Source organism: Rhizobium aethiopicum (assembly GCF_900094625.1).
Taxonomy (GTDB): Bacteria; Pseudomonadota; Alphaproteobacteria; order Rhizobiales; family Rhizobiaceae; genus Rhizobium; species Rhizobium aethiopicum.
Genome location: NZ_FMAJ01000026.1, coordinates 20,843 through 42,800, shown reverse-complemented (window position 1 = coordinate 42,800; position 21,958 = coordinate 20,843). Strand labels below are relative to the sequence as shown.

General features: G+C 61.0%; 20 protein-coding genes and 1 pseudogene. 11 read left to right on the top strand and 10 right to left on the bottom strand.

The window, feature by feature from the left end; all coding sequences use genetic code 11:
- Together GA0061105_RS34145 and GA0061105_RS29460 are read right to left on the bottom strand one after the other, a co-directional pair.
- Positions 1-117: pseudogene (locus GA0061105_RS34145) on the bottom strand (IS110 family transposase); the annotation flags it as partial.
- 398 nt (positions 118-515) lie between these two features.
- Positions 516-1,928, bottom strand: a complete 1,413-nt coding sequence (locus GA0061105_RS29460; protein ID WP_092754701.1) for an aminotransferase-like domain-containing protein — start codon at positions 1,926-1,928, stop codon at positions 516-518.
- A gap of 160 nt (positions 1,929-2,088) precedes the next feature.
- Here GA0061105_RS29460 and GA0061105_RS29455 point away from each other — a divergent pair, with 160 nt between their 5' ends.
- Both GA0061105_RS29455 and GA0061105_RS29450 read left to right on the top strand, forming a co-directional pair.
- A complete protein-coding gene (locus GA0061105_RS29455) occupies positions 2,089-2,952 on the top strand; it encodes a DMT family transporter (protein ID WP_092754699.1) in 864 nt (287 codons plus the stop codon).
- Positions 2,953-3,124: 172 nt separating this feature from the next.
- On the top strand, positions 3,125-3,574 hold the full coding sequence (locus GA0061105_RS29450; RefSeq protein WP_064694788.1) for a DUF4168 domain-containing protein: 450 nt from the start codon (positions 3,125-3,127) through the stop codon (positions 3,572-3,574).
- A 101-nt stretch (positions 3,575-3,675) separates the two neighbouring features.
- Here the strand turns inward: GA0061105_RS29450 and GA0061105_RS29445 are convergent, their stop codons facing one another.
- The 3 genes from GA0061105_RS29445 to GA0061105_RS29430 form a co-directional block, all read right to left on the bottom strand.
- Positions 3,676-4,062, bottom strand: coding sequence for a cupin domain-containing protein (locus GA0061105_RS29445; protein WP_092754717.1), 387 nt, complete (start codon positions 4,060-4,062; stop codon positions 3,676-3,678).
- 152 nt (positions 4,063-4,214) lie between these two features.
- Complete coding sequence (locus GA0061105_RS29440; protein ID WP_092754697.1) at positions 4,215-4,481, bottom strand: DUF2277 domain-containing protein; 267 nt, start codon at positions 4,479-4,481, stop codon at positions 4,215-4,217.
- 380 nt (positions 4,482-4,861) lie between these two features.
- The gene (locus tag GA0061105_RS29430) at positions 4,862-6,070 is read right to left on the bottom strand and encodes an ROK family protein (RefSeq protein ID WP_092754695.1); all 1,209 of its coding nucleotides are present in this window, start codon (positions 6,068-6,070) and stop codon (positions 4,862-4,864) included.
- A gap of 202 nt (positions 6,071-6,272) precedes the next feature.
- Here GA0061105_RS29430 and GA0061105_RS29425 point away from each other — a divergent pair, with 202 nt between their 5' ends.
- The 5 genes from GA0061105_RS29425 to GA0061105_RS29405 all read left to right on the top strand — a co-directional run bounded on the left by GA0061105_RS29425 (position 6,273) and on the right by GA0061105_RS29405 (position 12,813).
- On the top strand, positions 6,273-7,547 hold the full coding sequence (locus tag GA0061105_RS29425; RefSeq protein ID WP_092754693.1) for an ABC transporter substrate-binding protein: 1,275 nt from the start codon (positions 6,273-6,275) through the stop codon (positions 7,545-7,547).
- 201 nt (positions 7,548-7,748) lie between these two features.
- Positions 7,749-8,633 (top strand): carbohydrate ABC transporter permease, encoded by an 885-nt coding sequence (locus tag GA0061105_RS29420; RefSeq protein ID WP_092754691.1) that lies wholly within the window; start codon positions 7,749-7,751, stop codon positions 8,631-8,633.
- The gene (locus GA0061105_RS29415) at positions 8,633-9,484 is read left to right on the top strand and encodes a carbohydrate ABC transporter permease (protein WP_092754689.1); all 852 of its coding nucleotides are present in this window, start codon (positions 8,633-8,635) and stop codon (positions 9,482-9,484) included. Before GA0061105_RS29420 ends, GA0061105_RS29415 begins: the two co-directional genes overlap by 1 nt.
- A 37-nt stretch (positions 9,485-9,521) precedes the next feature.
- On the top strand, positions 9,522-10,667 hold the full coding sequence (locus GA0061105_RS29410; RefSeq protein ID WP_092754687.1) for an ABC transporter ATP-binding protein: 1,146 nt from the start codon (positions 9,522-9,524) through the stop codon (positions 10,665-10,667).
- A gap of 13 nt (positions 10,668-10,680) precedes the next feature.
- Positions 10,681-12,813 carry a beta-galactosidase gene (locus GA0061105_RS29405; RefSeq protein ID WP_092754685.1) on the top strand — a complete coding sequence of 711 codons (2,133 nt, stop codon included), beginning with the start codon at positions 10,681-10,683 and terminating at the stop codon, positions 12,811-12,813.
- Between the two features lie 113 nt (positions 12,814-12,926).
- Here GA0061105_RS29405 and GA0061105_RS29400 read toward each other — a convergent pair whose 3' ends face one another.
- Positions 12,927-13,211 (bottom strand): hypothetical protein, encoded by a 285-nt coding sequence (locus tag GA0061105_RS29400; RefSeq protein ID WP_092754682.1) that lies wholly within the window; start codon positions 13,209-13,211, stop codon positions 12,927-12,929.
- Between the two features lie 168 nt (positions 13,212-13,379).
- Between GA0061105_RS29400 and GA0061105_RS29395 the strand changes: the two genes are divergently transcribed.
- Positions 13,380-15,401 carry an ATP-dependent nuclease gene (locus tag GA0061105_RS29395; RefSeq protein ID WP_167358597.1) on the top strand — a complete coding sequence of 674 codons (2,022 nt, stop codon included), beginning with the start codon at positions 13,380-13,382 and terminating at the stop codon, positions 15,399-15,401.
- Positions 15,398-17,242, top strand: a complete 1,845-nt coding sequence (locus tag GA0061105_RS29390) for a UvrD-helicase domain-containing protein (protein ID WP_092754677.1) — start codon at positions 15,398-15,400, stop codon at positions 17,240-17,242. The genes GA0061105_RS29395 and GA0061105_RS29390 overlap by 4 nt, the downstream gene beginning before the upstream one ends.
- A gap of 186 nt (positions 17,243-17,428) precedes the next feature.
- On the opposite strand, the gene GA0061105_RS29385 is transcribed toward GA0061105_RS29390, so the two are convergent.
- The 3 genes from GA0061105_RS29385 to GA0061105_RS29375 all read right to left on the bottom strand — a co-directional run bounded on the left by GA0061105_RS29385 (position 17,429) and on the right by GA0061105_RS29375 (position 19,038).
- Positions 17,429-18,031 (bottom strand): hypothetical protein, encoded by a 603-nt coding sequence (locus GA0061105_RS29385; RefSeq protein ID WP_092754674.1) that lies wholly within the window; start codon positions 18,029-18,031, stop codon positions 17,429-17,431.
- A 71-nt stretch (positions 18,032-18,102) separates the two neighbouring features.
- Positions 18,103-18,552: a DUF6130 family protein gene (locus GA0061105_RS29380; RefSeq protein ID WP_092754714.1), complete on the bottom strand. Its 450-nt coding sequence runs from the start codon at positions 18,550-18,552 to the stop codon at positions 18,103-18,105.
- A gap of 75 nt (positions 18,553-18,627) precedes the next feature.
- The gene (locus GA0061105_RS29375; RefSeq protein WP_092754671.1) at positions 18,628-19,038 is read right to left on the bottom strand and encodes an organic hydroperoxide resistance protein; all 411 of its coding nucleotides are present in this window, start codon (positions 19,036-19,038) and stop codon (positions 18,628-18,630) included.
- Positions 19,039-19,441: 403 nt separating this feature from the next.
- Here GA0061105_RS29375 and GA0061105_RS29370 point away from each other — a divergent pair, with 403 nt between their 5' ends.
- The gene (locus tag GA0061105_RS29370) at positions 19,442-19,663 is read left to right on the top strand and encodes a DUF2798 domain-containing protein (protein WP_092754668.1); all 222 of its coding nucleotides are present in this window, start codon (positions 19,442-19,444) and stop codon (positions 19,661-19,663) included.
- 92 nt (positions 19,664-19,755) lie between these two features.
- On the opposite strand, the gene GA0061105_RS29365 is transcribed toward GA0061105_RS29370, so the two are convergent.
- Positions 19,756-20,670 carry a LysR family transcriptional regulator gene (locus tag GA0061105_RS29365; RefSeq protein WP_092754665.1) on the bottom strand — a complete coding sequence of 305 codons (915 nt, stop codon included), beginning with the start codon at positions 20,668-20,670 and terminating at the stop codon, positions 19,756-19,758.
- A gap of 262 nt (positions 20,671-20,932) precedes the next feature.
- Here GA0061105_RS29365 and GA0061105_RS29360 point away from each other — a divergent pair, with 262 nt between their 5' ends.
- On the top strand, positions 20,933-21,901 hold the full coding sequence (locus tag GA0061105_RS29360) for a DMT family transporter (protein WP_141130248.1): 969 nt from the start codon (positions 20,933-20,935) through the stop codon (positions 21,899-21,901).
- Positions 21,902-21,958: the final 57 nt, after the last annotated feature.

The following is a 21,958-nucleotide window of genomic DNA, read 5'->3' as shown; positions in this document are numbered from 1 at the left end:
CTCGACGTCATTGGGGATCGTCACGGTGCGGCGGGTGCGGCTGTCGAACAAGGTGACGGAATTGCAGGAAACGTCCAGGCCGAGGGCGGACTGGATTTCATGGGGTTCTGCCATCATAATTGGGTTCCATGCTTCGAATTGTCTGCGGGCGTGTCCTTCGGATAGCCCATTCAAGTCAGCAAGCGATGCGAAGCTGGAGCGGCAAAGTCCCTTCATGAGGTCGGTCGTTGACACCTATTCCTGTACGGGCGCTTTGCCGCACGAGCCCCGGGATGGCCATCCCGGGGCTCGTGTCCCAGCTTCCCCTGCAGTAAAGCATAGATTTGAGAGACAATTCCTGTGCTTGTCACAGGAATCCAGTGCGCCCAAGTCCTTGGGCGCGGGAGACTCTCTTGTTTGGATAAGATTCATTCACCGCAGACGCGGTGGCTGGGTTCCTGTGACGAGCACAGGAATGAGAGAGGAAGAGTTAGCGCCAGACATCGGAGGTTCCGCAAGCGGCTACTTTCATCCTCCTACCTGCCCAACACATCTCCCAGCACCGCAAACACTCTCGCATCCGACGTCTGCGACACATTAAACCGCATGAAATTCGTCGCCGATTGCGACAGGCTGAAGGCGTTTCCGGGCGCCAGCACGATCCGCTTTTCCAGTGCCGCCCGCGCCACGTTTGCCGCGTCGATGCCGTCGGGGAGGCGGCACCAGAGGAACATGCCGGCTTGCGGCTCCAGCCAAGGTTTTATTCCCAAGCCCTTCAGCCGCGCCGAGACCTCGGTCATGGCGCGGGCGAGGCGCTGCCGCAGCATTTCCATGTGTTTGCGGTAGCTGCCGTCGCTCAGGACGTTGAGCACCAGCTCGGCCGTCATCCGGCCGCCGCCGAAGGAGGTGGCGATCTTGAGGTCGGTGAGGCCCTCGATCCATTCGGGCCTGGCGGCGACGAAGCCGCAGCGGGCGGAGGCCGAAAGCGTCTTGGAAAAACTGCCGATATGGATGACCCGCTCCAGCCCGTCGAAAGCGGCGAGGCGGGGCGCTGGCATATATTCGAAATCGGCGAAGATATCGTCCTCGATGATGGTGAGGTCGAACTGGTCGGCGAGTTTCAGGACGCGGTGGGCGGTCACCGGAGACAGTGTCGCGCCTGTTGGGTTGTGGATGGCCGAATTGGTGATGTAGAGCCGCGGCCGATGTTCGGCGAGCGTTTGCACCAGGAGTTCGAGATCCGGGCCGGAGGATGTGTAGGGCACGCTGACGATCTTTGCCCGGTGGGCGCGCAGCAGTGCGTGAAAGTTGAAGTAGCAGGGGTCGTCGACCAGCACGGTATCGCCGGGTTCGAGCAGGAAACGGCAGAGCAGGTCGATCGCCTGCGTGCCGGACTCGGCCAGCAGGATCTGATCCGGCGAAGCCTCGATGCCGCGCTCTCCCATGCGGCGGGAAATCAGCTGGCGCAGCGGCGGCAGGCCGAGCGGCGAGCCATATTCGGCAAGGGCCGGTCCCTCGACGCGGGCAAGGGTTCTGAGCCCGCGGCGCATGGCTTCGTCGGGAAGCCAGGAGGGCGGCAGCCAGCCGCAGCCGGGCTTCAAGTCGCTTTCGCCGGCTTCAAGCGATTGCCGCGAGATCCAGAACGGATCGACCGCGCGGTCGAGCTTCGGCCCGGCCTCCGCCAGCGCGAAGGGGGCTGCCTGGTTGGCGACATAGAAGCCCGAGCCCGGACGCGAAAGGATCGCGCCCTCGGCGACCAGCCGCTCATAGGCGTCGACGACGGTCGATGTCGAAAGTTTCATGCTCGCCGCCAGGCCGCGCACCGAGGGCAATCTTGCCCCCGGCGTCAGGCTGCGCCCGGCGATACGCTGACGGATCGTCGCCATCACCATCTCGACGCGGGTGCGCCCCGTCATCTCTTCGTTCATCCGTACTGCTTTCTGAACCATAACAGTTTTGCGAAATCGTATCAGACCGTCACTGTCATGGCTATCCGTATCGGCTGATAAGGATGGACGGCCCGTTCTTGCGAATTCGAGTCAGGAGCGCGCCTTAGGTCATTGTTTTTATGCGTGTCGCAAACGGTGGCATGCATCGGAAGGAGTGCATATGGAACGCATGACGGCGGGATGGATCAATGGTTTGATCGGGGTGGTGATCTTCAGTGGCTCGCTGCCCGCGACACGCGTGGCGGTGGCGCAGTTCGATCCCGTATTCCTGACCGTTGCGCGCGCGGCGATCGCCGGGCTCCTGGCGCTCGGCCTGCTGATCGTCTTTCGTGAGAAGCGGCCGGCCGGGCGCGATATCCTCTCGCTTGCCGTGGTCGCGCTCGGCGTCGTGGTCGGTTTTCCGCTGCTGACGGCGCTGGCGCTGCAGCACGTCACATCAGCCCATTCGATCGTCTTCATCGGCCTGCTGCCGCTTGCGACCGCAACCTTCGGCGTGATCCGCGGTGGGGAGCGGCCGAAACCGGCCTTCTGGCTGTTCTCTGTTCTCGGCAGTACGCTGGTGGCAGGTTTTGCCCTGACGCAAGATCTGACGGCCTCGCCGGTCGGCGACCTGCTGATGCTGGCGGCAATCCTCGCCTGCGGCCTCGGTTATGCCGAGGGCGGCAGGCTGTCGCGCACGCTCGGCGGTTGGCAGGTGATTTCCTGGGCGCTGGTCTTGTCGCTGCCGATCATGATCGCGGTCGCGTTCGTCTACCGGCCGGCAAGTTTCGCCGGCATCGAGACGCCGGCGCTCCTCGGGCTGGCCTATGTCTCGCTGTTCTCCATGCTGATCGGCTTCATCTTCTGGTATCGCGGCCTCTCGCAGGGCGGCATCGCCGCCGTCGGCCAGCTGCAGCTGCTGCAGCCCTTCTTCGGCCTGGCGCTCGCCGCCACCCTGCTGCACGAGCCGGTGACATGGACGATGCTCGGCGTGACGGTCGCGGTCATTCTCTGCGTGATGGGGGCGCGGAAGTTTGCGCGCTGAACGCGGGCGGCGGCCACAAAGCCGCCGCTCAATCGTCAGCAAATCGCCCCGTTATCGCCGCATCGAGCCCTTTTCAGGCTTCATCGTCGCGACCTCGCCAGCCTTTTTAGCGGCTGAGCGATTGACCGGGGCGGTCTTGCTGCCGTCCAAAATCACCGGAAAAGGAATGAAAATGATCACTCGTTACACATCCCTCGCAACGATGACCGCCGCGGCCTTCAGCCTTCTTGCTCTCAGCCCGGCATATGCTACGGAGCTTGCCCAGGCACAACAGCAGCCGCCGGCACAGGGCCAGGCGCCAATGCAGGGACAGAGCGGAGGCAGCGGTGCGGCCGCCCCTGTCAGCGATCAGAAACTCGAGGCCTTCGCCGTCGCCTATGTGCAGGTCGACAAGGTCCGGCAGCAATATTCGGCCAAAATCGACGCGACGCAGGATCAGGCTGCGAAGCAGAAGCTCCAGGATGAGGCCCAGAAACAGATGGTCGAAACCGTCCAGTCCTCTCCCGACATCTCCGTCGAGGAATATTCCTCGATCCTGACGGCCGCGCAGAGCGACCCGGCGCTCGCCAAGAAGGTTCTGGAAAAGATCGGCACCCCGCCACCGGCGCAGCCGCAGCAATAGGCTTCTGCCTCAAGCGCAGTGCCCGCCGTTTGGTCCTGCGCTGCTTCGACCCCGCTTTTTCCCGTCGGAGCCGGTCGAACACCTCCGGCTGCGACGTGTTTTCACTTGGCAGGCACGACGAGCGCCTCATCCTTGCGCACGATATAGGTCGCCAGTTCCGAAGCCTTGCCGCTGCCGACATTCTTGGCCGAGTGCACCACACCGGAGGGAATGAACAGCGACTGGCCGGCCTTGAGGATCACCGGCTCACGGCCTTCGAGTTTGTATTCCAGCGTGCCCTCAAGCACGAAGGCGACCTCTTCGCCCGGATGCGAGTGATTCGGCGCGAGCACGCCCGGAGCGATGTCGACGCGCACCTGGACGACCTCGTGGCCGGGCACGTCGATATCGTTCTTGACGAGGTCGGTGCGCTCTATCGGCTGCTCCGCATGCGCTGCCGCCACGCCGCCGAGAACAAGGGCGAGCACCATGGCCTGGATCATTTTCATCGTGTCATCCTTCCTGAATTGACCGTTCCGGCTCGTTGGCCGCATCGCCATTTCAGTCGATGATTGAACCAGGCATGTGTCTGGAAACCTGTATTTTTGTAAGCTTGTGTATCTGCAGGCTGGCTCGGATTTCTTGCGAGGACGGATGCTCCCTACGCGAACCGCATCGCGGATTTCGCACGCGCCTTCGCCGCCACTTCCTCGCGATCGCGAGGCGGTTGCGACGTCTCCATTGAATCGAGCAGTTCGCGGGCGCAGGCAGCGATCGAGCTGACCGCGCGTTCAAACGCGGCCTCATTGCGCTTCGACGGCTTGGTCGTTCCGCTGAGCTTGCGCACGAACTGGAGCGCGGCATCGTGAATCTCTTCGTCCGTCGCCGGCGGATCGAAGTTGAACAGAGGTTTTATGTTTCGGCACATGGCTTGCTCACGTGATTTTCTCTGGCCGCCGGAGGGCAGCGTCTTGGCATGAAAGGTAGTCGCGTGAGCGCCAAATGCAACGGGCCAAGTGCGAGAGTGATTGTCTCCTGATCCGATGCTGCCGATGGGATAGCCTGTTTCGTTGTGCCGTGCCGTACCCCCCTCTGGCCTGCCGGCCATCTCCCCCACAAGGGTGGAGATCGGCTGGGCGTGATCGCTCCCCAAATAACTGCCGTATAGCTGCTGCGCTATGATCGCGAGGGAGCAATGGTCCAACCTCTTGCCGATCTCCCTCCTTGTGGGGGAGATGCCCGGCAGGGCAGAGGGGGGTGTGCGGCATGGCTTGCCCGGCGAGGGCGATCCCGCAGCTCCCTCGTATTTCAAGCCGCCGAAGTCGAACCTCTCACGCCGAGCGTCGCAATATCCGTCACGCCCCCCGATGACTCGAAATCAAAGATCTTCTGGGTCACCAGCGCCGCCGCTCCTCTTGCCCAGGAGTTGTCCTCCCAGTCGGGCAGCAGCGGCGGGGCGGTGCGGAAGGTGCGGGCGGAGAGCGCGTCGCGCAGCGGCGTGAGGAAGGGGTCGCCGAGTGAGACGGCTTCGCCGCCGGCGACGATGACTTCGGGGTCGGTGATGTTGACGAGGTTGGCGAGTGCGATGCCGATGCCGCGGCCGGAATGGGCGACGAGGGTGGTGGCGGTGGCGTCGCCCGAGGCGAGGGCTTCGCAGAGTTCGGGGAGGCCGAGGTCCTCGCGGCCGGTCGTCTCGCGCCAGCGGCGCAGCATCGAGAGTTCGGAGTGATAGGCCATCAGGCAGCCGCGCTTGCCGCATTCGCAGAGGCGGCCGTTCTCCTCGAACAGGGTGTGGCCGAACTTGCCGGCCGCACCGTTGGCGCCGCGATAGAGCTTGCCATCGATGACGAGCGCGCAGCTGATGCCGACGCCGACGGCGAGCACCGCCATGTTGCGGTGCTGGCGGCCGAGGCCGAAGAGCTGCTGGGCGATGGCATAGGCGTTGGTATCGTCCTCCAGCCAGACCGGCACGTGGACGCGGCTCGCGACCAGCGCGGCGAGGGGCACGTTGTCCCATTTGAAGCGGTGGCTGCGCACGCAGGCCGTCTGCTCGTGGTTGATGACGCCGGGCATGGAGATGCCGATGCCGGCGAGCTTGGCTTTCGGCCGGCCGGCGAGCTTCACCAGTTCGGGGACGGTGGCCGCCAGGAGATCGGCGACATAATCCGGATCGTGGCCCTTCAGATCGACGCGCGTGGCGGCGAGAGGATTGGTGGCGAGATCCGTCGCCACACATTCCACCGAATCCACCATCAGCTTGAAGCCGAGCGCGAGCGAATGCTCGTAATTGATCTCGACCGGGATCGGCCGGCGGCCGGCGGGGCCGGGCACGGCCTTGCCCTCGGTGACGATGCCTTCCTCCAGGAGATCGGCGACGACGAAGGTGACGGCGGCGGGGCTGAGCCCGATCACCGTTGCGATATCGGCGCGGCTCCTCGGCCCTTCGCGGCGGAGAAGGTTGAGGATGAGGCGTCGGTTCATGGCTCTCGCCGTGGTCTGGTCGCCTTTCAGCTTCACGATGCATTCCTTAATTTTGTAAATTAATTATTGCGGGCTCGCACAATCTATGCATAAGTTCGGCCGCCGATCAACTGAGGCAGCCGGATTGTACGGTCGAGTTCAGGAGGCGGGATCGGCGCGTGGAAGGCCTGCGTGAGCGCGCTCCAAGGAGGAGGCGGCTCGGGCCAGGCGGTGTTGTCGATCAACCGGGAGGAATTCAATGGTATTCTTAAAGCATTTTCCCTCAACCACCCGCAGAAGCTTTCTGAAAGGGGCGGGCGTGGTTTCGGCGGCGGCGGCGACGGGCAGCTTTCCGATACCTGCGATCGCGCAGGCGCAGGAAATCAGCATCATCTCGTCGGAGAATAACGGCGCCGCCCTCGATGCGCTGAAGGCGATCGCGGCGGGCTTTGGCAAGGAAGCCGGCGTCAACGTCGTCGTCAACAATATGGACCACGAGGCCCACAAGACGGCGATCCGCAACTATCTCGTCGCCGGCGCGCCCGACATCTGCTTCTGGTTCTCCGGCAACCGCATGCGCGCCTTCGTCAAGCGCGGCTTGTTCGACGATATTTCTGACCTTTTCGAGAAGGAAAAATACAAGGACGTGCTGGGTGCGACGGCCGGCGCCGTCACCGAAGACGGCAAGCAATACGGCCTGCCCACCGGCGGCACGCTCTGGGGCATGTTCTACCGCAAGGATGTGTTCGAGCAGCATGGGCTGACCGTGCCGAAGACGGCGGAGGAGTTCCTGGCCTATGGCGAAAAGTGCAAGGCATCAGGCATCACCCCGGTTGCGATCGGCACCAAGGAATTGTGGCCGGCGGCCGGCTGGTTCGACCAGATGAACCTGCGCATCAACGGCATCGACAGGCACATGGCGCTGATGAACGGCGAGATGAGCTATCTCGATCCGGCGCTGACGCCGGTCTTCGACCAGTGGGAAGCGATGATTTCAAAGGGCTTCTTCACGCCGAACCACACCTCCTTCGGCTGGCAGGAGGCCGCAGCACTTCTGGCGCAGAAGAAAGCCGGCATGATGAACCTCGGCGCCTTCCTGCGCTCGGCCTTTACCGAGGCTGATCTGCCGCAGCTTGCTTATGCGACCTTCCCGGTGCTCGATCCGAAGATCGGCCATTTCGAGGAGTTCTCGGTCAATTCAGTCCATATTCCCTCCAAGGCGAAGAACAAGCAGGGCGCGCGCGATTTCCTCGCCTATTTCTACAAGCCGGAGAACCTGGCGGCTTATCTGGAGCCGGGCGGCAACGTGCCGCCGCGCAACGACCTCCCGCCGAGCAAGGATCCGCTCGTCAATGTCGCCGTCGAAACGATGAAGACGGTGCAAGGCGCCTCGCAATATTACGACCGCGACAGCGACCCCGACATGGCCCAGGCCGGCCTTGTCGGCTTCCAGGAGTTCATGGCCAAGCCCGATCGGCGCAAGGCGATCCTGACGCGGCTCGAGGGCACGCGGAAGCGGATTTACAAGATCTGATCATCGGCGACGTGCTCTGACTGCCCCTCACCCTAACCCTCTCCCCGTAGACACGGGGAGAGGGGACGTGCCCTGCTTGACGTGTGCGGGGGACGGAAAGCGTGCGGCTCGGTCCCTTCGCCCCGTTTACGGGGAGAAGGTGGCGGCAGCCGGATGAGGGGCATGCGCCAAACACTCTTGCCGTAAATGAGGGCTCCTGACATGCAGACATTATGGCGCCGCCAGCGGTGGTGGCTGACTCCGGTCTTGCTCATCGCGCCTGCGATCGCGCTGTTCTTCACCGTCATCCTGCTCTCGGCGGTGCGCAGCGTCTGGATCAGCTTTCACGAGTGGGACGGTTTCGGCGACATGGTGTGGATCGGGCTCGGCAATTACGTCGAGCTCTACAACGATCCGCAATTCTACGTGTCGCTGAAGAACAATCTGATCTGGCTGATCATGTTCATGGCGGCACCGCCGATCGGGCTCGCGATCGCGCTGCTGGTCAACCAGAAAATATCAGGCATGCGCTTCCTGAAGTCGCTGTTCTTCATTCCGCTGGTGCTGGCATCGGTGACCGTGGGCGTCGTCTTCACCTGGGTCTATACGCCGGAATTCGGGCTGCTGGCGCTGATCTTCAAGGCCTTCGGGGCGGTGGCGCCGGCCGTGCTTTCCGATGAGCATTTCGTCACCTTCGCGATCGTCATCGCCGCACTCTGGCCGCAGATCACGTTCTGCATGGTGCTCTATCTCGCCGGCCTCAACAATCTGAGCGAAGAGCTGATCGGAGCCGGCCGCGTCGATGGCGCTCGGGGCTGGAACATGCTGCGCCACATCGTGCTGCCGCAGCTGACGCAGGTCACCTTCATCGCCATTGCCGTGACGGTCGTGGGCGCGCTGCGCTCCTTCGACATGATCTCCGTCATGACCGCGGGCGGGCCGTTCGGCTCCTCCTCGGTGCTCGCCTACCAGATGTACGAGCAGTCGATCTTCTCCTACCGCTTCGGCTACGGCGCGGCGATCGCCTCGGTGCTCTTCGTGATCATGGCCGTGTTCATCGCCTGGTATCTCACCCACATCATCCGCAGCGAAGAGAGGGGAGGCTGATGTACCCTCGTCCGATACCCGAAACCGCGATCTGGCAGCGCCACTTCTATGTGTTCGCCGTCGTCGTCGTGCTCATCCTCTGGCTCTGCCCGCTCTTTGCGATCGTGCTGACCTCCTTCCGCTCGACGGCCGATGTGATGGGCGGCAATCTCTGGGGCTGGCCGACCGAGATCGGCGTCATCGACAATTACAGGGCCGTCTTCACCGACACGCCGATGGCGCGCTATTTCCTCAACAGCCTGATCATCACCATTCCCTCGGTCATCGGCGTGCTCGTCATGTCGACGCTCGCCGGCTTCGTGCTGTCGCGTTACCGCTTTCGCGGCAACATGCTGATCTTCGCGCTCTTCGTCGGCGGCAATTTCCTGCCGCACCAGATCATGATGATCCCGGTGCGCGACCTGATGGTGCGCCTCGACCTGATCGATACGACCGTGGCGCTGATCATCTTCCACGTCGCCTTCCAGACGGGGTTCGCCACGCTCTTCATGCGCAATTTCATCGCGGCCCTTCCCGATGAGCTGTTCCAGGCGGCGCGCGCCGAAGGGGCCTCGCCCTTCCAGACGCTCATCCATGTGGCGATCCCGCTGGTGCGGCCGGCGCTCGCCGCGCTCGCCATCCTGATCTTCACCTTCGTCTGGAACGATTATTTCTGGGCCGTGGTGCTGACCGTCAGCGACAGCGTCAAGCCGGTGACGGCGGGCCTTGCCAATCTGCGCGGCGAGTGGGTCTCGGCCTGGAACCTCGTTTCGGCGGGCACGATCGTCGTCGCCGTGCCGCCCGTCGTGATGTTCTTCCTGATGCAGCGGCATTTCATCGCCGGCCTCACCATGGGCGCGGTGAAGGGATGAGCCGGCGTCTTCCGTTTCAACAAGAGAGGGCCAGGATATGACCAGTCTCGAACTTCGTGAGATCAACAAGAATTATGGCGCCTATCACGCGCTGCGCGGCATCGATCTTTCCGTGGCGCAGGGCGAGTTCATCGTCATGGTCGGTCCGTCCGGCTGCGGCAAGTCCACGCTTCTGAAGAGCATTGCCGGCCTGGAGGCGATCTCCTCAGGCCAGATCCTGATCAACGGCCGGGACGTCAGCCGGCAGGAACCGGGCGATCGCGGCATCGCCATGGTTTTCCAATCCTATGCGCTCTATCCGCACATGACGGTGGCGGAGAATATGGGCTTCGGCCTGCGCATGGCCAAGCGCCCCAAGGCCGAGATCGATGCGGCGGTCGCCCGCGCCGCCAGGATCCTGCGTATCGACGACCAGCTGGACAAGCGGCCGAAGCAGCTTTCCGGCGGCCAGCGGCAGCGCGTCGCGATCGGCCGGGCGATCACCCGCTCGCCCGAGGTCTTCCTGTTCGACGAGCCGCTGTCGAACCTCGACGCGGCGCTCAGAACCCAGATGCGCGTCGAATTGAGCAGCCTGCATGCCGAGCTCGGCGCCACCATGGTCTACGTCACCCATGACCAGGTGGAGGCGATGACCATGGCAAGCCGCATCGTCGTGTTGAACAAGGGCATCATCGAGCAGGTCGGCTCGCCGCTGGAGCTTTATCGCAACCCTGACAATCTCTTCGTCGCCGGCTTCCTCGGCGCGCCCAGAATGAATTTCCTCGGCGTCACCCTCGACGCCGTCTCCGGCCGCAGCGTGACCGTTTCCGCACCTGGCCTCGCACCGCTGACCGTGGAGCTTACCCAGCCGACGACGCTTGCGAAAGGAGCGGCTCTCACGCTCGGCGTGCGGCCGGAGGCGATCTCCGTTGTCGCCGAGGGCAGCGAGGGTGGGGCTGTGCACGGCGAAGTCCGCCTCGTCGAGCATCTCGGCCGCGAGACCATCCTCTATGTCGATGCCGGCAATCTTCGCACCATCGCGTCAGAAAGCGGCACCGGCAACATCACCGCGCAGCTCTCCTATGTCGCGCCCTTTGCCGCCGGGCAGAAGGTGGCGCTGAAGCTCGATGCGAACGAACTCTATCTCTTCTCGCCCGATGGCGGCCGCACGATCAGCGCCCGCAAGACCATTCTCGACAAATAAGGAAAGACCGCCCGTGTCCGACAAGACCCTCTCCGCATGGAACACCGTCCAGACCGACCGCTTCCTCGTCGGTGTGCCGCATTATCCCGAACATGTCGACGAAAGCTATTGGGAGCGCGATGCCGAGCGCATGGCGAAAGCCGGCTTCAATGTCGTGCGCATGGCCGAATTCGCCTGGCACATTCTGGAGCCGAAGCTCGGCACCTATGATTTCGATCTCTTCGACCGCGCCATAGCAATCCTCGGGCGCCACGGCATCGATTCGATCATGTGCACGCCGACGGCGACGCCGCCGCGCTGGCTGACGGCTGAACACCCTGAAATTTTAAGGGTCGATGGCAAGGGCCGGCCGATGAGCCACGGCTCGCGCCAGCATTGCGATACGGCAAGCCCTGTTTTCCGCGAGCACAGCAAGCGCATCACTCGGGCGATGGCCGAGCATTATCGCGGCAATCCTTTTGTTGTGGGATGGCAGACCGACAATGAGCTGAACACCAGCATGCCGGAGAGCTTTTCCCAGGCGACGCTCAGCGAATTCCAGGCCTTCCTCGCCGATAAATACCGCGAGATATCAAAGCTCAACGCCGCCTGGGGCGGCGATTTCTGGGCGACGGCCTATGACAGTTTCGATCAGGTGGTGCTGCCGATCGAATTCGGCCCGACCTTCCCGAGCCCCGGCCATCTGCAGGATTACCACCGCTTCCTCGCCTTCTCCACGGCGCGCTTCCAGCACGATCAGGTGGAGATCCTCAGGGAGGTGAAATCCTCCTGGTTCGTCTTCCACAATCTCGGCGGCTTGCGCGATATCGATTTCCGCGGCCAGTTCAGCAAGGATCTCGATTTCGTCGGCTACGACATCTATCCCATGCTCTATGACGAGTTCATGCGGCTCGGCAATCACGCCAAGGTGCAGGCGCTGCACCTCGATATCTGCCGCGGCTTCTCCGGCAATTACATCGTGCCCGAGCAGCAATCGGGTTTCGGCAGCCAGCCGGGCTTCTGCACGCTGACGCCGGAGCCGGGCGAACTGCGCCGCATGGCGCTCTCCTCCGTTGCCCATGGTGCCGACGGCCTGATGTTCTTCCGCTGGCGGCCCGCCCATTTCGGCGCCGAGATCTATTGGATGGGCATCATCGACCATGACGATATCGGCCGCCACCGCTATGAGGAGGCGACGCGCTTCGCGACCGAGATGACGGCGCTGAAAGACAAGATCCTCGGCACTTATGTGCGCATGGATGTCGGCATCGCCGGCTCCGATTTCGACAATCAGGAGGCCCACAAGACCTATCCGATCGGCCTGCCGAGCCCGCAGGACGACGCGATCCTGCTGCATCAGCATTGCTACGATCGCGGCATCGCCTGCGGCTTCATCCACCCGGAGGACGATCTCTCCAAGCTGAAGCTCTTCTATGTGCCCCATTGGGTGATGTGGAAGGACGAATGGACGGCAAGGCTCGAAGCCTTCGCCGCATCCGGCGGCACCGTCGTCATCGGCGCGCGCACCGGCACCCGCACGCAAGATAACCACGTCATCCGCGAAACCGCACCGGGCACTGCGCTTTCCAGGCTGACGGGTGTGCGCGTCGAAGATTTCGGCCGCTTGGCCGCCCCCGGCGCCAACGGCCTCTTCGACGTGATGGAGCGCTCCGGCGGCCTCGTCATCCCGCCGAACAAACCGGCCGAAAGCCACCGCCGCGTCCGCCGCTTCAAGATCGGCAACCGCGAAATGGCCGCCGGCCATTTCTACGAAAACCTCACCGTCGCCCCCGACGTCGAGATTATCGCCGCCTGGTCCAACCGCTACGCCGAAGGTCAGCCGATGGCGACCTCCCGCAAGGTCGGCAAGGGGCGGGTGGTCTATCTCGGGACGTATCTGACGCCGGAGCTGACCGAGGCGCTGACGGAGCGGTTGTTCGCACCCGCCGGCATCGAGCCGCTGGTCGGCGGGCTGCCTGAGGGGGTGGAGGTGACGATGCGGATGAATGAAGAGAGGCGGCTGCTGTTCGTACAGAATTATATGGATCAGGCTGTGACGGTTGGCGGGGTGCCGGCGGGGCGGGATCTGCTGGATGGGGAGAAGAGGGTGGCGGGGAGGCTGGAGCTTGAGGGGTATGGATGTGCGATTGTGGAGTTGGCGGGGTGAGGGGACGGCGCGCCTAGAAAGGCAATTAGGGAAAGTGGACAGCGTTAGTTTCGAAAGCCAGTTGCCTTTGAAAGCCAAGGCAACTGTGCATCGATCGCCGTCAATCCGCAAATTCACAGGCTATCGATAATGGCCCGTTGGATTGCGACCCATTCGTCAGGATATGGCTCGTGATCTTGCTGATGCGCCGTCTGGTACTCACCCCAGCCCCGAAGCTTCCAGAATTTCGCCATCACATCGAAGTGGCTATGCCCGGTTACCTCGCCGACCTTCACAGCTCCTTGATTGAGGAGGGACCTGAAGCTGTTTCCCATGGGGCCGGCAAGACAAAGGCCGGGAAGCATCTGACCATCAGGCCCGGGGTCGAGCCAGATTTCGTGGATCAGTTCGTTTTTCATTGAGATGTCTTACTAAAAGAAGCGCCTTGTCGGAAGAGGCGCAACGGTGTTGGGTCTGCACGCGACTATTCTCTGCCACGGAGTGATGCGATCTCGCACAAGCCCTAGTTGCTTTCACCTTCACCTATGCGACAATCTTAGCCATCGATTCCGACACCGAGCATTGCTGTGCATTTAGAAACATTGACCCTCCAAAATTTCCGCTGCTTCGGCCAGAAGCCCGTAGCCATTACCTTCAAGTCCGGCATAAACGCTTTCGTCGGCAACAACGGCTCGGGAAAGACCGCAGCTCTCGAGGCTCTGAAACGACTGTTTTCGCCAATTGCGGCGGAGCGTCAGATCCGGAAGACAGACGTCCATTTTGGGCCTACCGAAGATCTCCAAATGCTGAAAGGACTAGAGAGGGAAATCGTGATCGATGCCGTTTTTGGATTTGAGAGTCCAGCGGCGTATCCCATGGTCTTCAGCGATCTATTCTTTTCGGCGGCTGACAGCAAACTCCGGGTCAGGATTCGTCTAGAATGCAAGTATTCGACCTCCGACGTCCTGACCGACGATCTCGAAACAAAAATATACTCCGTTAAGACGCTAGATGCCGTTCCATTCGGGCCAGACGACGAACGGAAAAGTCCTCTCCGGGGTCGTCCGACGCAGTACGCCGAAGTGATCTACATCCCGGCGCACCGTGACGCTCGCGGAGTAAGCCAGACAGCGCTTAAAAACCTTCTCAGTCGCCTCGAAAGCGCTGCGGACTGGAGCGAGGACACACGGTCGAAATCAAAAGGATTCGCTGCGGATCTCGAGCAGAATCTAAATTCCACTGATGCTATGAAGTACGTCAGCGCGACTCTCGACGGTTTCTGGAAGTCGCTCCATGACGGCCATTATGACGGCACACCTCAGCTCGGCGTTGTTGCTACCGAGTTTCAGAAACTCATCAAGGATTTGACCCTGAGATTCACCAAGTCTCCCGGTGGCGGCCAACGATATCTCGACGAGCTCAGCGAGGGGCAAACATCCTTGCTCTACTTCGCTCTGGCGGCGACCTACCAGACACTCATGTGGCAAATGCAGAATTCGCTACCCGGCAATCTCGCAGGCTTCAGAACATCCGATTTCACAATGCCCGCCCTTACGATCTTTGCGCTTGAGGAGCCTGAAAACCATCTTTCGCCATTTTATCTACCTCGCCTAATCGCTCTTCTGGACAGCCTGAACACGACCGGATCGGCGCAGGCTATCGTGACAAGCCATGCCACAAGTATCCTCAGCCGCGTGCCTCCGAAGAACGTCCGGTATTTCCGAAATTCGCCGCAGACCCTCACAAGTACAGCCTTGCCGCTCCCCTTGCCGCCGGAGAAGACGGAAGAGGACAAATTCATCCAGCAAGTGATCCTTGCCAATCCGGAGATCTACTTTGCCCGTCTCGTTATCATCGGGGAGGGCGACACAGAGCGGATCGTCATTCCCAAACTTGCCGAAGCGCGCGGGGCAAGCCTCGATCCGTCCTTCATCGCATACGTTTCCATCGGTGGGCGTCACGCCCAGCATCTCTGGAAACTTTTGAATGGGCTAGAAATACCTCACCTCACCTTGCTCGATTTCGACCTGGGGCGGTACGGAGGCGGCACCGGGCGGCTAAAGAACGCCGTTACATGGCTGACCGCGCTTGGCCCGGAGTTCATCCCGACCTACTTTCACACCAGCCAACCGGACGTGGAAGTTCCCGCTACCGTCAACGGTATACCCAAGAACGACGACATCACCCCTCAGAACTATGACAGCTGGGTGAAGTGGTTACGGAAGTGGGGAATCTATTACTCAGCGCCCCTAGACCTCGACATGATGATGATCCAGGCGTTTCCCGAGGCATACACTGCCGAGAAGCCATATGTGGCGGAGAACTACAACGACGAGACAAGAAAGAAGTTGATGGAGGCCGTCTTCAGCGAGTCCGGCAAGGGACCGCCCGAGATCGAGGCAACGGGGAACAAGATTACCGAGCAGCAGGTGCACATCTATCGAGAACTCTTCAAATCGTCGTCAAAGCCCGGTTCACATCTTCTTGCATTTTCGAAGCTCTCGAAGGAACGGCTGGAGACTGGCTGCCCGGAACCACTACAAGCGCTCATCGAAAAGGCGAGGTCTCTCGTGTCCGCGGGCAAGGCACAGACTGAGGTGATGCCGTGACCTACCTGGATCCCGGACATTGGAAGCCGTCCAAGGGTGTCTCCCTGGAAGGCGACGCGCTGGAAATTGTACGCTCTACGAATTCGCGCTCCATTCTCGCAGGGCCGGGTGCCGGAAAAACGGAGTTGCTTGCGCAGCGAGCCAACTTCTTGCTCACAACAGGCGCCTGCCCCAATCCTAGACGAATCCTTGCCGTTGCGTTCAAAGTCGACGCGGCGAGAAACCTCCAGGAGCGAGTGGCGGCGAGATGCGACCCAAACCTCTCGGCTAGATTCGAATCCCTCACCCTGCACAGCTTCGCAAAAAGACTGCTCGACCAGTTCCTCGAAGCGCTGCCGAAGGACGCAAGACCGTCACCCGGTTACCGCATCTTTTCTCCAAATCGTGGCATATGGGACGACTTCAGAAACTCGGTCTCCCCCCAATTTCCTTCCGTCATGAACTATAACGACCGCGACCTCTATAAGCTCGTCCATTCCTTTCCATCCGGAGATCTGTTTGCCAACGCTGCTGACGGCATTCGCAGTGCCTGGTGGACCTACTGTATAGGCCGGTCCACAATCACATTCGAAATGGTGATGCTCCTGGCCGTTCGAATTCTTGAGACCCAGAAGTCGATCGTTTCCGCCCTTAGGCAAACGTACTCTCACGTCTTCCTAGACGAGTTTCAGGACGTCAATGAGCTGCAGTACAGGCTGATAAAGGCCGCGTTCCACGGCGGTGACGCGGTCGTCACCGCCGTGGGAGACACCAACCAAGCTATCATGGCATGGGCGGGTGCGCTTCCCGACATCTTCAACCGCTTCAACGTCGACTTCGCCGCTGTATCATCGAAGCTGTTGTTCAACTTCCGCTCCAATAGGCCGATTGTAACCCTTATCAATAGCCTCGCTTCGATGTTTGAAGCCAATCCTGTAATGACGCAGGCGGCACGGAAAGACGATCCGGTTCCTCCCGACGCGATCGAAGGATGGGTGTTTAAGGATCGAGAGGCAGAGGGGGAATACATTGCACGCTTCATACAGGAAGAGCTTGGGGCGCATCCTACGAGGGTGCCCGATGATTTCGTGCTGCTTGCGCGGGTTCGTGTCGATAACGTTGAGCAGCGCATCAAACCCCACTTTGTTAAGGCCGGGCTGCGCCTGCGCAACGAGTCCCGAAAAGTGGGCGAACTCGAAATACAGGATTTGATGAAGGAGCAAGTGTTCCGGTTCATCATGGCCGCGCTTAAGATGGCGGTGGGCGTACGACAAGGCGATCCGTTTCAGGTCTGCCGAGACACGCTTGCCGACCTCGACGGACACGACATTTCCACTGAGCGAGGGAGCTCCAGTAGTTTGCAGGCAGTTCAGAGGCTTGTCAGCGACCTTAGCGGAGCTTTGGTCGCCAAACGCGCCGCCGATATCAGCGGCCAGGAGATCGTAAACCTAGTGATGTCTCAGTCGAGACGGCACCAGTTCTCGCGCGCATACAATGAATACCGGGGCTCAAGTCGCCTTGCGGAGGTCGTGGATGCTTTTTGTCTCCTCTTCGACGAAAGTGCCAGACAACACGCCGAATGGAAGGACTGCGTCGACCTGATCGAGGGCCGCGGGGTCGTCAAACTCATGACAATCCACAAGTCCAAAGGATTGGAATTCCATACCGTCATATTCGTAGAGCTGAACGACGATGCGTTCTGGAAGAGTGGTGATGACGCGAATGTTTTCCTTGTTGCCCTTTCGAGGGCAAGAGAGCGCATCAAGTTTACGTTCGCACAAGACAGCCGTGGCTTCAAAAATGTGCAGGATTTTCTTGATCGTCTTGGAAAGGCGGGAGTCATATTCCTCGACAAGCCGTAGCCATAATTATGCAGAGTGCCCCACCAGGGATAGGAACTACAGTCGGTTATCGTGCATATCTGCGTCGGTAGGACGGCGAAAGTCACATACGAAGATGGTCGCCATCGACTCGCGACGACAGAGTGGCAGGAAGGGAGGGAGCGCCCGGCGGGCTTTCTGAGATGATAGAGGCGACACAATGTCCCCCTAGTTGCCCCAGCCAATTTGGAACCGATCAAATCGAACCTCGCTCAATGGCTGGTTGGAGGGGTTTAGCCTTACCGAACGAAGAACGAGATGAAGCTCGGGGGAATAGTATTGTTCGAAAATGATCGGAGGCAATTCCGTCAGTTTCAGACGGCTGTTGATGGCCCAGACTTTGTAGGAACAAGATCCAATCGTTTCCTCTCCCAAGCCGTCGAACCTGATAAAAGTCGTGCCCGAAACGGATTTTTTGCCATTGATGAAAAGCGTGGTGTCAGATTGCCAGTTCTTCTTCTGTGGCAGATCGTCCAACGCAATCGCATTCGCGTATTTCAGCTCATGCGTCCCGCTGGCACTCACTCTCTTTTCGACGAGCAAGGGGTGCAGATAGACCGCCGAAACCGGCTGCAGTGAACCGTCGCGCTCCATCAGCCGTTGTTCGGTGAGACCCGGGCCGTCCGGCTTGTAGAATACGGAATAGAAAGGCGCTTCTCTGGTCAGCAGCACGCCCTGTTTGGTCTCATTGGCGGTCAAGCAGTTGCTAAAGGCCGGTACCGCCAATGTTATTCCAACCAGCAGCGACAAACTTCTCAGCAAGATCGACATCCCAGATTCCCCTCATCCAAGTTCACTACCATGGTGCTTGGGTGAAATTGGGGAGATCGGAAAACAGACCTCTAATGTTGCGCACCGCCGATTGATGGTACTGTGAATTTCACAAGCTTTCCGCCCAGCACTTCGTGCACTGGTGTGGCGAGTTCGATGAGTACCTTGTGTTCGCCGGGCGGCAGGCCGGTCAGCACGATGGCGCCGGTGCCGCCCGCATCGGCCCACCGCCATGGCAGGTCGTCGATGCTGACATGAAGGTGCCCGGCCCGAGGCGAGACATCGGTCGCGCTGGCGCCGAAAATGGGCAGGATGCGGAAGTTCTCGGTTCGATAGGGGATGATGGCCACGCCTCTGGTGGCCAGCGGTTCTGCAAGGGGCTGATCCACGAAGAGCTCGGGTGCGGCTTCGTTCTTGATCGGAAGGAACTGCGTGGCCGCCTGATGCGGCGTCTGCGCGTGGAGGGATGTGCCGGCGAGCAGGAAAGCTGCCGTTGCGAGGGCTCTTGCGGTCGTGGTCATGACATAATCCTTTGTGGTCGCGCCAGTCGTGACCGGCATTGCCGGGGCACCGGCGCGACGTTGAATTGAGGCCGATCAGGCAGCGTTGAGTTCGACGGCGATGTTGCCGCGGGTGGCTTTGGAGTAGGGGCAGAGCTGGTGAGCGCGCTCGACCAGGGACTTGGCGATGTCAGTCTCGATGCCCGGCAGCTTCGCGTTCAGTCGCGCCTGCAGGACATAGCCGCCGTCATCGTTCGAGAGGAGGTCGATCTCGGCATTGACGGCAGCATCGGCGGGCACGCGAAGCTGGCGTTCGGCAGCGGCTCGTCCGATCGCACTGAGAAAACAGGCGGACCAGGCCGCAGCGAAGAGCTGTTCGGGATTGGTGCCCGGAGCCGAGGAACCGGGAGGGGAGAGTTTCACATCGAGGCGACCGTCGGACGTGCGAGACGCGCCGTCCCGTCCGCCGGTCGTGTTGGTGGTGCCGGTATAGATGACTTTCGACATTTGGATGCTCCTTGTTCAATTTCAGCTGGTGAGACAGCGCACTGCTGGTTGAGCGCCGCCACAGCCCAGCAGGGTTCCGGGCGGCAATGACGGGAATATGAGTTCGGCAAGATGCGTCCGGTAGCGAGCAGAAGTGAGAGCAAGCCTCTCGTTTTCGCTCAGTCTTGCATCAGGTTGCGAGAAGCCGGAGCGATGTGGAGGATGTCGAAAAGCAGCGCGTTGCGGGGCATATCGCTCCCAACTGCCGAGGATTGCCCGCCGTTCGAAACTTGCCGAACTCAAGAGGCTGCCTCTCAGGTTTCCGCGCTACCGCCGGTGCCGCCATTGCGCGATCTTCGAAGCGCTAACCGGGATTGAGACCTGCCGAGGCGGTCTTGATCTCTCATCCAGTCGGGAGACGGACATGAACACGCATCTCAAACGCAAGATCGCCTTCGCCCTGTCGATGGGCATCGTAACGACAGGGCTCATCTCTTTCACGCTGCTCGCGCTCAATCTGGGTTTTTCCGAGGGATTCGTGCTGACGTGGCTGCGCTCGTGGAGCATCGCCTATCTCATCGTCATTCCCGCCATCCTGCTGATTGGCCCACAGCTTCAGGCGCAGGTCGACCGCATCGTCCGCTGACGAACAGAACCTCGGCGGCCGGCTTGACAAATGACTATGCTTGACGATCAGCATCTACAGGATTTGGCGCGGACGGTCGGGAAGTACGCGTTTCATTCCGGTGATGGCGCATTGCCATAATTGTTGCAGGCCGCGCGAAGCCGCGGCAGAATCCAATCGATGAAGGCGCGCAGCTTGAGGGCAAGCAGGCCCTGACGGGAATAAACGATGTGGATGGGCTTGGGCCCGCCGTCATAATCCTTCAAGATCTGCACGAGCATGCCCGAAGACAGCTCCTCCGGAACTTGATAGTCGAAGAGGCGGGCGATCCCGGCTCCATTGCACGCGGCGGCGACGCAGTTGGCCGCCGTATTCACCTCGATCCGGCTCCGTGGCATTACCTCGACCGGCTTCCCGTCGATCTCGAAATTCCAGAAGAAGGACCTGTCGTTGAACATGATGCCGTCGTGATCGGCGAGCTCGGTCGGATGCCGGGGAATGCCGTGCCGTTCCAGATAGGCCGGGCTTGCGCAGGTCAACAGACGGAACTCGCCGGCCTTCACCGCATGGAGCGAACTGTCGGCCAACTCGCCAAGTCGGATGGCGACGTCGACCTGTTCGTTGACCAGATGCACAGAGCGGTCGAGGGACAGGAGGTTCAAGGTCACTTCGGGATGCTTGTTCATGAAATCGAGCGCGATCGGCAGAACGTAGCGGTGGCCAAACTCGATCGGCATCGTGATGGTCAGCAGTCCCCGTGGCGTCTGATATTCGCCTGACGCCCTGCGTTCGACCTCCTCGAGATCGGCGATGATCCTGCGCGCCGCATCGACATAGTCGCGACCGGCATCGGTGAGCTGCAGGTTGCGGCTTGTCCGGATGATGAGGTTTGCGCCGAGATATCGCTCCAGATCGGCGACCTTGCGGCTGACGCTCGGCAGCGGCGCGTTCAGCTTCCGGCTGCCCGCCGACAAGCTGCCGGCGTCAACCACCGCAAGCAGAACCCGCATTGCATCAAGCCGATCCATGACACCCCGACGATTGAAAGCCTCGATCTTGAGGATATGGGAAATCGGTTCTGATGAACAGCAATGGCCGCGGGCGCCGCCTCATCATCACCCCGGCTAACCTCTTGTCGTTCAAACGGCCTCGATGATGCAGAACCGCTTCACGATCCGGTGGATGAGCATCGAGAGGGTGGCTCCCATTTTCAGCGGCTGCCGGCCGGGGCTCCCGGCCGGTACATTTCCCCCATCCGATCAAGGAGACGCAACTCAAGGGGTAATCGTCATGGACAGACTCTTCTGCGTTGGCGTGTCGGCCGCTCTGTTTGCGGCCTTTGCCTTTTCGCTCAACTTTATCGTGCCCTTCATCATCGGCGGCTATTCCACCTTTGATTTTGCCCTCATCCGTCATGTTGTCTCGGCGCTCGTCGGGCTTTACATCCTGTTTTCCGAAAAGGGTGTCCTGCGCCACCTCACACTTCGCAACTGCCTGAATGCCATCTGGCTCGCTTTCATCGGATATGTCGGCTACTTCCTGACCGTGACGGGCGCGGCCGTCTTTGCCGGCCCGGTCATCGCTCCCGCCTTTCTCGGCCTGGTGCCGATCGTATTGATGGTCATTTGTAACAAGCGTCAGGGATCATTGCCATGGCGATCCCTCATGATACCGCTCGCACTGGTGCTGGCCGGCCTTGCTCTCGTCAACGGCACGGCATTCACGGCCGAAGGATTGAATTCCGTGCGATCATTGTGGGTTGGTGTGCCGCTGGCGCTCGCCGCCGTGGGACTTTGGGTCTGGTTCGCGCTTGCCAATCAGGCTGCACTGGCGGCCCGGCCGGAAATGCCCTCTGGTGTGTGGGCTGCCCTGATATTGGTCGGAGGTGGTATCCTGATGCTGGCCTTCTACCCCTTCGGTGCCGCGCTGGACCTCTTCCGGCTTCCAACGCTGGGATTCGGTTGGAGTGCCGCCGGCAGCTTGTATGTTTGGGGCGTTTCTTTCGCGCTGCTGGCAACCGTAGGCGGCGTCTGGGCCTGGAACATTGCGTCGCGGAGCCTGCCGGTTGCCTTGGCGGCGCAATTGATCGTCTCGGAAACGGCCTTCGGCGTGATCGGCGGACTTGTCGTGCATGCTCGTTGGCCGACCCCGATCGAAGGTGCCGGGATTGTCGTCCTGATCGCCGGCGTCGTTCTGTCCGTGCGGATTTTCTATGAACTCCGATTTGCGCCGGGAAAGATATTGCTTGCGCAGGAGTGAGCTGCCGAACGCGAGTCCGGCGATCGACGGGGCCTTCCCTCGCTTTCTCGCGGTAGG

What these genes read in the sequence shown, in the direction of transcription:
- GA0061105_RS29420 (WP_092754691.1), top strand. Translation starts at nt 7,749, where the DNA reads ATGCAGACATTATGGCGCCGCCAGCGGTGGTGGCTGACTCCGGTCTTG.
- GA0061105_RS29385 (WP_092754674.1), bottom strand. Translation starts at nt 18,031, where the DNA reads ATGTCGATCTTGCTGAGAAGTTTGTCGCTGCTGGTTGGAATAACATTG.
- GA0061105_RS29375 (WP_092754671.1), bottom strand. Translation starts at nt 19,038, where the DNA reads ATGTCGAAAGTCATCTATACCGGCACCACCAACACGACCGGCGGACGG.
- GA0061105_RS29440 (WP_092754697.1), bottom strand. Translation starts at nt 4,481, where the DNA reads ATGTGCCGAAACATAAAACCTCTGTTCAACTTCGATCCGCCGGCGACG.
- GA0061105_RS29380 (WP_092754714.1), bottom strand. Translation starts at nt 18,552, where the DNA reads ATGACCACGACCGCAAGAGCCCTCGCAACGGCAGCTTTCCTGCTCGCC.
- GA0061105_RS29370 (WP_092754668.1), top strand. Translation starts at nt 19,442, where the DNA reads ATGAACACGCATCTCAAACGCAAGATCGCCTTCGCCCTGTCGATGGGC.
- GA0061105_RS29415 (WP_092754689.1), top strand. Translation starts at nt 8,633, where the DNA reads ATGTACCCTCGTCCGATACCCGAAACCGCGATCTGGCAGCGCCACTTC.
- GA0061105_RS29450 (WP_064694788.1), top strand. Translation starts at nt 3,125, where the DNA reads ATGATCACTCGTTACACATCCCTCGCAACGATGACCGCCGCGGCCTTC.
- GA0061105_RS29365 (WP_092754665.1), bottom strand. Translation starts at nt 20,670, where the DNA reads ATGGATCGGCTTGATGCAATGCGGGTTCTGCTTGCGGTGGTTGACGCC.
- GA0061105_RS29460 (WP_092754701.1), bottom strand. Translation starts at nt 1,928, where the DNA reads ATGGTTCAGAAAGCAGTACGGATGAACGAAGAGATGACGGGGCGCACC.
- GA0061105_RS29400 (WP_092754682.1), bottom strand. Translation starts at nt 13,211, where the DNA reads ATGAAAAACGAACTGATCCACGAAATCTGGCTCGACCCCGGGCCTGAT.
- GA0061105_RS29360 (WP_141130248.1), top strand. Translation starts at nt 20,933, where the DNA reads ATGGACAGACTCTTCTGCGTTGGCGTGTCGGCCGCTCTGTTTGCGGCC.
- GA0061105_RS29410 (WP_092754687.1), top strand. Translation starts at nt 9,522, where the DNA reads ATGACCAGTCTCGAACTTCGTGAGATCAACAAGAATTATGGCGCCTAT.
- GA0061105_RS29455 (WP_092754699.1), top strand. Translation starts at nt 2,089, where the DNA reads ATGGAACGCATGACGGCGGGATGGATCAATGGTTTGATCGGGGTGGTG.
- GA0061105_RS29445 (WP_092754717.1), bottom strand. Translation starts at nt 4,062, where the DNA reads ATGAAAATGATCCAGGCCATGGTGCTCGCCCTTGTTCTCGGCGGCGTG.
- GA0061105_RS29425 (WP_092754693.1), top strand. Translation starts at nt 6,273, where the DNA reads ATGGTATTCTTAAAGCATTTTCCCTCAACCACCCGCAGAAGCTTTCTG.